Source organism: Methylobacterium indicum, assembly GCF_001043895.1.
GTDB classification, from domain to species: Bacteria; Pseudomonadota; Alphaproteobacteria; order Rhizobiales; family Beijerinckiaceae; genus Methylobacterium; species Methylobacterium indicum.
Map to the genome: position 1 here is coordinate 1 of NZ_JTHF01000304.1, position 10,516 is coordinate 10,516.

At 70.7% G+C, this 10,516-nt stretch carries 8 protein-coding genes; 4 read left to right on the forward strand and 4 right to left on the reverse strand.

Annotated features, from left to right (window positions below; translation table 11 throughout):
* Positions 1 to 331: 331 nt before the first annotated feature.
* The 4 genes from QR78_RS27965 to QR78_RS27980 form a co-directional block, all read right to left on the reverse strand.
* Positions 332 to 1,993 (reverse strand): ABC transporter ATP-binding protein, encoded by a 1,662-nt coding sequence (locus QR78_RS27965; RefSeq protein WP_053221124.1) that lies wholly within the window; start codon positions 1,991 to 1,993, stop codon positions 332 to 334.
* 2 nt (positions 1,994 to 1,995) lie between these two features.
* Entirely contained in the window at positions 1,996 to 2,871 is an 876-nt protein-coding gene (locus tag QR78_RS27970) for an ABC transporter permease (RefSeq protein ID WP_048430890.1), read from the reverse strand.
* Positions 2,864 to 3,820, reverse strand: coding sequence for an ABC transporter permease (locus QR78_RS27975; protein ID WP_048430891.1), 957 nt, complete (start codon positions 3,818 to 3,820; stop codon positions 2,864 to 2,866). Before QR78_RS27975 ends, QR78_RS27970 begins: the two co-directional genes overlap by 8 nt.
* A 234-nt stretch (positions 3,821 to 4,054) precedes the next feature.
* Positions 4,055 to 5,644 (reverse strand): ABC transporter substrate-binding protein, encoded by a 1,590-nt coding sequence (locus tag QR78_RS27980; RefSeq protein ID WP_202972671.1) that lies wholly within the window; start codon positions 5,642 to 5,644, stop codon positions 4,055 to 4,057.
* A gap of 357 nt (positions 5,645 to 6,001) precedes the next feature.
* Between QR78_RS27980 and argE the strand changes: the two genes are divergently transcribed.
* The 4 genes from argE to QR78_RS28000 all read left to right on the forward strand — a co-directional run bounded on the left by argE (position 6,002) and on the right by QR78_RS28000 (position 10,336).
* The gene (argE, locus tag QR78_RS27985) at positions 6,002 to 7,144 is read left to right on the forward strand and encodes an acetylornithine deacetylase (RefSeq protein ID WP_048430893.1); all 1,143 of its coding nucleotides are present in this window, start codon (positions 6,002 to 6,004) and stop codon (positions 7,142 to 7,144) included.
* Between the two features lie 145 nt (positions 7,145 to 7,289).
* On the forward strand, positions 7,290 to 7,589 hold the full coding sequence (locus QR78_RS27990; RefSeq protein ID WP_048430894.1) for a hypothetical protein: 300 nt from the start codon (positions 7,290 to 7,292) through the stop codon (positions 7,587 to 7,589).
* Between the two features lie 165 nt (positions 7,590 to 7,754).
* A complete protein-coding gene (locus tag QR78_RS27995) occupies positions 7,755 to 9,191 on the forward strand; it encodes an aldehyde dehydrogenase family protein (protein ID WP_048430895.1) in 1,437 nt (478 codons plus the stop codon).
* Between the two features lie 5 nt (positions 9,192 to 9,196).
* Entirely contained in the window at positions 9,197 to 10,336 is a 1,140-nt protein-coding gene (locus tag QR78_RS28000; RefSeq protein ID WP_048430896.1) for a CaiB/BaiF CoA transferase family protein, read from the forward strand.
* Positions 10,337 to 10,516 lie beyond the last annotated feature (180 nt).

The following is a 10,516-nucleotide window of genomic DNA, read 5'->3' on the forward strand; positions in this document are numbered from 1 at the left end:
CGGATCCGCTCGAAGGCGCGGCGGTATCAGAGCCTGTTTGACCGCTCGGCATACCCTATCCCACCAGCAACCTCATCCTGAGGTGTTGGCGATCGGAGGGCGCACGCGATCAAAGATCGATTAACCTCGAATGACAGCTCCAGTGATCTCGGAGACGTCTGGAGCTCTCTTTCTAGGTCAGTCCATCGCTGATGGACTGACACCTCAGGATGAGGTTCCTGGTGGGATAGAGCATGTCGATCGATCAAACAGGCTCTCAGACAAGATCTCAGAGATGGCAGCGACGGTATGCCTGAATCCTCGACGACGATCGGAGGACGAGGGGCCTTTCCTACGCCGCCGCTCCACGCCCCGCGCACACCTCGTCGAGCCACCCCGTCCGCAGTTCCGGCACCGAGGACAGGAGCAGCCGCGTATAGGGCTCTTGCGGGGCGGCGAGCAGCGCCTCGGTCGCGCCGGCCTCGACCACGCGGCCGTGCTGGAGCACCATGACGGCGTCGCTGATCGAGCGGATCACCCCGAGGTCGTGGCTGATGAAGACGTAGGCCACGTTGAGGTCGCGCTGGATCTCGACCAGGAGGTCGAGCACCGCCTCGCCCACCACCGTGTCCAGCGCCGAGGTCACCTCGTCGCACAGGATCACGTCGGGCTCGGCGGCGAGCGCGCGGGCGAGGTTGATGCGCTGCTTCTGGCCGCCGGAGAGCTCGCCCGGGCGCCGCTCGGCGACCGTGCGGGGCAGGCGGACCTGGTCGAGGAGCTGCATCAGCCGCTGGCGGCGGGCCGACGCCCCGAGGCGGTGGTAGAAGGCCAGCGGCCGTTCCAGGATCTGGGCGATGCTCTGGGCCGGGTTCAGCACCGTGTCGGCGTTCTGGAAGACGATCTGGATCCGCCGCAGGGTCTCGCGGTCGCGCTGGCCGAGCGCCGGGGCCAGAACCTTGCCGTCGAGCCGCACCTCGCCGCGGGCGGCCGGCACGATGCCGGAGACGACGCGCGCCAGCGTGCTCTTGCCCGAGCCCGATTCGCCGATGATCCCGAGGGTCTCGCCGCGGCGCAGCGAGAAGCCGACATCGTGCAGGATCTTGACCCGCGGCAGGCCGTCGGCCCCGACCGGGCCGTAGCCGGCGGTGATGCCGGTCGCCGCGAGGACCGGGGCCTCGCCGGTCTCGGGCGAGGCCTCCGCCCCCTTGCGCTTGACCGGGGAGGCGGCCGCGATGAGCTGGCGGGTATAGGGATGGGCCGGCGCGCTCACCATCTGGTCGACCGCGCCGATCTCGGCGAGGCGCCCGTGGCGCAGGACCGCGATCCGGTCGGCGATCTGGGCCACCACCGCGAGGTCATGGCTGACATAGATGCCGGTGATGCCGCGCTCGCGGATCGCCGCCTTGAACGAGACCAGCACCTCGATCTGGGTCGTGACGTCGAGCGCCGTGGTCGGCTCGTCGAAGATCACGAGGTCGGGATCGTTGAGGAGCGCCATGGCGGCGAGCAGCCGCTGGAGCTGCCCGCCCGAGACCTGGTGGGGGTAGCGGTCGCCGATCGTGTCCGGGTTCGGCAGGGCGAGTTCGCGAAACAGCGTCTTCGCCTTGGCGGTGGCGGCCTCCGCCGTGAGCGAGCCGTGGATCAGCGCGCTCTCGATCACCTGCGCCATGATGGTGCGGGCGGGATTGAACGAGGCCGCTGCCGACTGGGCGATGTAGGCGATGCGGTTGCCGCGGAGCGCCCGCAGCTCGGCGGGCGACGAGGCCAGGACCTGCGTCCCGAACACGTCGACGCTGCCGCCGCGGATGGCGCAGCCCTTGCGGGCATAGCCCATCATGGCGAGCGCGATCGTGGTCTTGCCCGAGCCCGATTCGCCGATCAGCGCCAGGACCTCGCCGCGGGCGATCTCGAACCCGACCTCGTGGACGATCGTCGTCTCGCGGCCGTCCTCGGCCTTCGCGGCGACCTTCAGCGCCTCGACCCGGACGGTGCCGCTCTTATGCGCGTGCGCCATGATCAGCGCCCTCCCGCTCTCGCCCGGCCGGGCAGGTTGTCGACCAGGAGGTTCACCCCGATGGTCAGGATCGCGATGGCGATGGCCGGCATCACCACCGCCGGGGCGCCGTAGCTGAGGCCCGCCACGTTCTCGCGCACCAGCGAGCCCCAATCGGCGTAGGGCGGCTGCACGCCGAGACCGAGGAACGACAGGCTCGAGAGCAGCAGCACCACGAAGACGAAGCGCAGGCCGAAATCGGTGGCGAGGGGCCCCACCATGTTGGGCATCACCTCGCGCAGCATGATGTAGCCGCGGCCCTCGCCGCGGGCCTTCGCGGCGAGCACGAAATCCTCGGCCGCGATGTTGACGGCGAGCGCCCGGGTGATCCGGTAGCAGCCCGGCACGTAGATGAACGCCATGGTCAGCACCAGGATCGGCAGCGACGAGCCGAGGCCGGCGATGAGCACGAGCGCCAGCATCTTCGAGGGGATCGAGGTCAGCGCGTCGAGGAGCCGGCTCAGCGCGCTGTCGGTCCAGCCGCCGACCACCGCGGCGAACAGGCCGAGCCCGATGCCGGCCGTGCAGGCCAGCGCCGTGGCGAGCGCCGCGATGCCGACCGTGTAGCGGGCGCCGAGCAGGATCCGGCTCAGCATGTCGCGGCCGAGATAGTCGGTGCCGAGGGGGAAGGCCCGGCTCATCGGCCCGAACACGTCGGTATCGACGATCGCGCCGGGATCGTAGGGGCTCAGCGCCTGGCCGAACACCGCGACCGCGATGCCGGCGAGCACGATGCCGGCGCCCAGGCAGGCCATGGGGGAGAGCCGCAGGCGCATCCGCGGCGCCGCAGGGGCGACCTCCGTCACGGTCTCGCCGAGGCCAAGATTCTGTTCACGCATGGCGCAGCCTCGGGTTGGACAGGATGGCGACGATGTCGGCGGTGGTCACCAGCAGCAGGTAGACGGCGCAGAACACGATGGCGCAGGCCTGCACGACCGGCATGTCGCGCATCGACACGCTGTCGACCATCAGCTTGGCGATGCCCGGGTAGTTGAAGATCGTCTCGACGATGATGACGCCGCCGAGCAGGTAGGACAGGCTGAGCGCGACCGCGTTGGCGATGGCCCCGACCGTGTTCGGCAGGACGTGGCGCAGGACCACCCGGGCCGGGCTCGCGCCCTTGAGCGCCGCCATCTCGACGTAGGGGGCCTTCATCGCCTCGATCACCGCGGCGCGGGTCATCCGCACCATCTGGGTGACGACCACGAAGGACAGGCTCATCACCGGCATCGCCACGGCGCGCAGGAATTCCAGCGGGGTGGCCGAGCGCGGCACGAAGGAGAGGGCCGGCAGCCAGTGCAGGTGCACCGCGAAGACCAGCACCGCCAGGGTGGCGACCAGGAATTCGGGGATCGACACCGCGGCGATGGTCAGGATGCCGACCGCCCGGTCGTAGGCCGAGCCGCGCCAGACCGCCGCCGTGATGCCGAGCGTCAGGGCGACCGGCACCGAGATCGCGGTCACGATGCCGGCGAGGATGAGCGAGCTCGACAGCCGGGCCCAGATCAGGTTGCCGACTGGCTGGTGGCTGACCAGGGAGACGCCGGCATTGCCGGTGAGGAGCCCGCCGAGCCAGGTGGCGAAGCGCTGGAGCGCCGGGGCGTCGAGGCCGAGCGCCTGGCGCAGGCCCGCCACCGCCTCCGGGGTCGCGCTCTGGCCCAGGATCGCCTGGGCGACGTCGCCCGGCAGGAGCTGGGTCGCCCCGAACACGACCACCGAGACGAAGAGCAGCGTCGCGGCGGCGACGAGCACGCGGCCCGCGATCATCGTCAACATGCGGCGGCTCATGCGCCCTCCCTGATCCTTGGGTGGCCGGCCCTCCCGGGCGGGCGGTTCGTTGCAAGTTCGGCGCCGCGGTCCCGCGACGCCGCGCGGCAAGTTCGGCGCCGCGGTCCCGCGACGCCGCGCGGCCGGGACCCCGGACGTGCTGGGACCCCGGACGTTCTGGACCCTTGGACCGGGCCGGGCCCGGCAGGATGCGGGGGAGGACGGGGCGCCCCCCGTCCCCGTCCGGGGAGACGATCAGGCGTCGAGCCAGGCGTACTCGCCGAAGGTGTAGCCCATCAGGCCGCCGGTCGGGATCGGGTGCAGGCCCTTGATCTTGCTGGAGTAGCAATCGATGTTGCTGATGAAGGCCGGGATGCCGATGCCGGCGCCCTCGTGCACCAGCACCTGCGCGTCGTGGTACATCTGCTTGCGCTTGGCCTCGTCGCGCTCGGCCCGGGCGCCGACGATCAGCTGGTCGAAGGCCGGGTTCTTCCAGCGCGACTCGTTCCAGGCCGCATCCGACTTGAAGAACAGGCTGAACAGCAGGTCGGCGGTCGGGCGCGGGTTGATGTTGCCGAAGCAGAGCGGGCTCTTCATCCAGTAGTTCGACCAGTAGCCGTCGGACGGCACCCGCTGGACGTCGATGTTGAGGCCGAGCTTCTTGGCATCCTGCTGGATCAGCACCGCCATCTCGACCGAGGCGTCGGCCGCCGGGGAGGCGACGAGCGGGATGGTCGAGCCCAGCACCCCGGCCTTGTTGAAGTGGAACTTGGCCTTCTCGGGATCGTAGGGCCGTTGCGGGATGTCGGCGGCGTAGTAGCGGTTCGAGGACGGGATCGGGTGGTCGTTGGCGATCTCGGCGTAGCCGCGGAACACCGCGCTGCGCATCTGGGCGCGGTTGAGCAGGTACTTCATGCCGAGCACGAAGTCCGGGTTGGTGCCCGGGCCCTCGTCGAGGCGGGCGATCAGGTCGGTGTAGAGGCCGGCCTTGGTCTCCAGCACGTTGAAGCCGCCCATGCTCTCGATCACCCGCAGCGAGCGCGGGTTGATCACCGCGGCGATCTGCACGTCGCCGGACATGAGGGCGTTCACCCGCGACTGCTCGTCGGGCAGGCCGAAGAACTCGATGCTGTCGAGGAACGGGCCGGGCTGGCGCCAGTAATTGTCGTTGCGCACCGCGATCGTGCGCACGCCCGGGGTGAATTCCTTGCACTTGAACGGGCCGGTGCCGATGCCCTTCGAGAAGTCGGTGGTACCGGCCTGGACGATGTGGAAATGGGCGGTGCCGAGGATGACCGGCCAGTCGGCATTGGCGCCGCTGAGCACGATGCGCACCTCGTTCGGGCCCGCGGCCTCGATCGCGGTCATCTGCTTGGCCAGCGTGTTGGCCTTGGAGCCGACCGCCGGGTCGAGGTGGCGCTTGAGCGAGAAGATCACGTCCTCCACCGTCAGCGCCTTGCCGTCGTGGAAGGTCACGCCCTTGCGCAGGGTGAAGGTCCAGGTCTTGGCGTCCGGGCTGTCGTAGCTCTCGGCCAGTTCGGGGCCCGGGGCGCCGGTCTGGTCGATGCGGACGAGCTTGTTGTAGAAGAAGTTGCAGCGGACGTAGTCGCTCGCGTTCGACTGCTTGGCCGGGTCGAGCGTGTCGGAGGTCGAGCTGGTATAGGTGCAGACCCGGATGTTGCCGCCGCGCTTGGGCGTCTGGGCGAGCGCCTTGGTGGCGCTGCCGAACACCGCGCCGCCGGCGAGCAGGCCCATGCCGGCCGAGCCGAGCAGGCCCAGGATGTCGCGCCGCGACGCTCCCCGGCGCAGGCCGTCGAGGACGCGACCGCGATCGGCGGGGCTCATGGTCTCAAAGGCGTCTGCGTCCAGCTGCGACATCGTCTTCCCCTCTGGCCAAGCCCGGCGGCGGTGTCTTTGTGCGGTGCGATAGCGTCATGCTGCACCGCCAAAATTTTGGGCATAATCCGTTCGGCACAAACAATCATCACCATCTTCGTAGGATTGTCAACAATCTGAATCGTTGGCCGCCGCCTCGCCCGGCGACTTGAGGCGAAAGCGGTCTCCCGCCGCCTCCGGCCGGGCCTTCGTGCCGCGCGGGGCGTCCGCCGCGGCAGGTTCTGCGGCCGGGCGCGCCGCCTTCGGCCGGAGCGCGGCGGTGTCCAGGCGCTATGATTCCCCCGCAGCCCCTCCGCGAGAGCCCCGATGACCGACCCCGCCGCCCTCCTGTCCGCCCTGGTCGCGATCCCCTCGGTATGCCGCACGCCGAACGGTGCGATCGTCGCGCTCGTGCGCGACCACCTCGCCCGCCACGGCGTCGAGGCGGCCGTGCTGCCGGGGCCGGAGGGCGACCGGGCGAACCTCTTCGCCACGATCGGCCCGCGCGACGTGCCGGGGATCGTCCTCTCGGGCCACCTCGACGTGGTGCCGGCCGGCGAAGGCTGGACCGGTGATCCCTTCACCCTGCGGCAGATCGGCGACCGGCTGGTCGGGCGCGGCGCCGTCGACATGAAGGGCTTCGTCGCCTGCCTGCTGGCGCTCGTGCCCGAGATGGTGCGGGCGCCGCTCGCCCGGCCGATCCACCTCGCCCTCTCCTACGACGAGGAGGTCGGCTGCGTCGGCGTGCGCCACATGATCGACCGGCTGCCCGCGCTCTGCGCCCCGCCGACCGCCTGCATCGTCGGCGAGCCCTCGGAGATGCGTCCGGTTTTGCGCCACAAGGGCAAGGTGGCCGGCCGCCTCACGGTGCGGGGCCGGGCCGGCCATTCCTCGCGGCCGGACCTCGCCGACAACGCCGTGCATCTCGCCGCCGACCTCGTCGGGCTGGTGCGCGGCCTGCACGAGGATTTCGTCGCGCAAGGTCCGTTCCACGCGATGTTCACGCCGCCTTCCTCGACCCTCCAGGTCGGGGTCATCGCCGGCGGCACCGGCGTCAACGTCGTGCCGGATACCTGTCGGATCGACTGGGAGGCCCGCGCGGTGCCGGGCACCGACCCGATGACGATCCACGACACGCTCCTCGCCCGGGTCGCCGCCCTGGTGGAGCCCCTGCGGGCGGCCGGCCGCGAGGTCGCGGTCGAGAGCGAGGTGCTGTCGGCCTATCCGGCGCTCGATCTTCCCGACGACGCGCCCTTGCGCGGCCTCGCCGAGGCGTGGTCGGGCCACGCCGCCCTCGGGGCGGTGAGCTACGGCACCGAGGCCGGGCTGTTCCAGGCTGCCGGCATCCCGTCGATCATCTGCGGCCCGGGGCGCATCGCCGAGGCGCACCGCCCCGACGAATCGATCGGGCTGGCCGACTTGGAGGAATGCTGCGCCATGCTGCGCCAAGTGATTGCCGACCAGAGGTGATTGCCGACCAGAGGTGATTGCCGACCAGAGGTGATCGCCCACCAGCGGTGATCGCCCCCATCGAGCCGAAGGGCGAACCGGGCCAGAGGAGGAACGTTGTCGGAGCCAGGATCTAACGATTTCCGGGATCCGACAGGAGAGCAGCATGCGTTCGATTCTCGCAGGACTCGCCGCCGGCCTTCTCGTTGCGGGCGCCGCCTCGGCCCAGACCGCCGCCCCCTCGACGGCCCCGGGCCCCGGGACGGGGTCGAGCATGGGCACTGGCCCGGCCGCGACCGGCACCGTCGCCCCGATGCCGAACAACACCGGCGGCGGCGCCGGCGGCGTCGCGGCCCCCGGCCCGACCGGCGCCTCGACCATCACGGGCAACTCGGCCGCCGGCGGCAATGCCGGGCAGCCGTCCCGGGCGGTGCCGCAGGGCAGCGCCGGCAGCGGCAGCCGCTGAGCCGATCCCCGGGTTCAAGTCCCGGGCGGACGCCATATCCCGATCTTATCGCGTCCGCCCGTCGATCGTATTGGAATTGCCCCTCCCGGCGCGGTAACACCGCGGCCAAGAGCAGGCCGGCCGCCTCGAACCGGCGGCCGGTCGCCACGGGAGGTCTTTTCGAGCATGAACGCCCATCAGCACTTCATCGGCGGCGCCTGGATCGGCAGCGAGGCGACCCTGCCGGTCCTCAACCCGTCGCACGGCCAGGAGATGGCCCGCATCGCCCGCGGTGGGGCCCGTGAGATCGACGAGGCCGTCAAGGCCGGCCACGCCGCCATGGACGGCGAGTGGGGCCGGCTCGACGCCGCGTCCCGCGGCCGCCTGCTCCTCAAGCTCGCCGAGCTGATCCGCCGCGACGCCGAGATCCTGGCGACGATGGAGAGCGAGGATGTCGGCAAGCCGATGACCCTCGCGCGCAACGACGCCCAGGTCTGCGCCCGCTACTTCGAGTATTACGGCGGCGCCGCCGACAAGGTGCACGGCGACACGATCCCGTTCCAGAACGGCTTCACCGTCATGACCGTCTACGAGCCGCACGGCGTCGTCGGCGTGATCGTGCCGTGGAACTATCCGCTCCAGATGACCGGCCGCTCGGTCGCCCCGGCGCTCGCCATGGGCAACGCCGTGGTGCTCAAGCCCGCCGAGGACACCTCGCTCTCGGCGCTGCATCTGGCCAAGCTCGCGGCGGAGGCCGGCTTCCCGGCCGGCAGCCTCAACGTGGTGACGGGGCTCGGCGAGGAGGCGGGCGCGGCGCTCGCCAGTCACAAGGGCATCCACCACATCAGCTTCACCGGCTCGCGGGAGGTCGGCACGCTGATCCAGACGGCGGCGGCCAAGAACACCATTCCGGTGACGCTCGAACTCGGCGGCAAGTCGCCCCAGGTCGTCTTCGCCGATGCCGACCTGTCGGAGGCCGGCACCGTCATCGTGAAGGCGATCACCCAGAATGCCGGCCAGACCTGCTCGGCCGGCTCGCGCGTGGTGATCGAGGACGCGATCTACGACAGCTTCACCGCCGACCTCGCCAGGCGCTTCAAGGACCTGCGCGTCGGCTCGGGCGAGCAGGACCTCGACCTCGGCCCCGTCGTCAACGCCAAGCAGTGCGAGCGGGTGCAGAGCTACATCGATCTCGCCCGCCGCGACGGCCTGACTATCCTGGCCGAGGGCGAGCTCGGCACCAACGTGCCGGGTGACGGCTACTACGTCCGCCCGACCCTGATCGGCGACGTGCCGCCGGACCACCGCCTCGCCCAGGAGGAGATCTTCGGGCCCGTCCTGGTGGCGATCCGGGTGCGCGACGAGGCCGAGGCCCTGAAGGTGGCGAACGGCACCGAGTATGGGCTAGCCGCCGGCATCTGGACCCAGGATCTCGGCAAGGCCCTGCGCCTGTCGAAGGGCATCAAGTCGGGCCAGGTCTTCGTCAACAATTACGGCGCGGGCGGCGGCGTCGAGCTGCCCTTCGGTGGCGTGAAGGGCTCGGGCCACGGCCGCGAGAAGGGCTTCGAGGCCCTCTACGGCTTCGGCTCGATGAAGATGATCGCGATCAAGCACGGGGTCTGACGATCATGTCGGCGGGGAGTGGAGTCAGGCCGCTCGCAGGCCTGACCGTGGTGGCGCTCGAGCAGGCGGTGGCGGCACCCTACTGCTCCTCGCGCCTGGCCGATGCGGGCGCCCGCGTCATCAAGATCGAGCGGCCGGAGGGCGATTTCGCCCGCGGCTACGATGCGGCGGTCAACGGGCTGGCGAGCTACTTCGTCTGGCTCAACCGCGGCAAGGAAAGCCTGGTCGCCGATATCAAGGACCCGGGCGACGCCGCGCTCCTCCACGCCGTCCTCGCCAAGGCCGACGTGTTCATCCAGAACCTCGCGCCGGGCGCCGCCGCCCGGGCCGGGTTCGGCTCGGAGGAGCTGCGGGCGCGCTACCCGCGTCTCATCACCGTGGATGTCACCGGCTACGGCGCCGGCCATGCCTATTCGGACATGAAGGCCTACGACCTCCTGGTCCAGGCCGAGAGCGGGCTTGCCGAGATCACCGGCCATCCGGCGGGTCCCGGCCGGGTCGGGGTCTCGGTCTGCGACATCGCCTGCGGCATGGCGGCTCATTCCGCCGTCTTGGAGGCGCTGATCGCCCGGGGCCTCACCGGCGAGGGCGCCAAGCTCGAGGTCAGCCTCTTCGACGGCATGGCCGACTGGATGAACGTTCCGCTGCTCTACTTCGAGGGCACCGGCCGGGCGCCGCAGCGGGTGGGTCTGGCCCACCCGTCGATCTGCCCCTACGGCGCTTTCCCGACCCGGGACGGGGCCCTGGTGCTGCTCTCGATCCAGAACGAGCGCGAATGGGTCAAGTTCTGCGCCGCGTTCCTGCGCCAGCCCGGTCTGCCCTCGCGCCCGGGCTTCGAGAGCAACACCGCCCGGGTGGCGAACCGCCCCGAGGTCGACGCCGTGGTGGCGAACGTCTTCGCGGAGTTGAGCCGCGACGAGGCCGCGGCACGACTGCGCGAGGCCGGCACGGCCTACGGCTTCGTCAACGGGCTCGCAGACCTCGTCTCGCATCCGGCGCTCCGCCGGGTGACCGTCGAGACCCAGGCCGGCCCGGCCTCCATCGTCGCGCCGCCGGCCTTGCGCAATGGCCGGGCGCCGGTGCTGGGGCGCGTGCCGGGCATCGGCGAGCACAGCGAGGCGATCCGGCGGGAATTCGCGGCGTAAGCTTTCCCAAACATCGAAAAGTCGAGCACACTCCCCTCTCCCGTTTGGGCTAGCATGTTCACACATCTTGGTTTGAGCGCTTCTCCCTTTGAAAGTAGCGCGCCTCTCCTCCCCCTTGTGGGGAGGAGCCGGAGGTGGGGGTGGTGCCGGATAAGGCTCTGCGGTGCCTTCTGCACCACC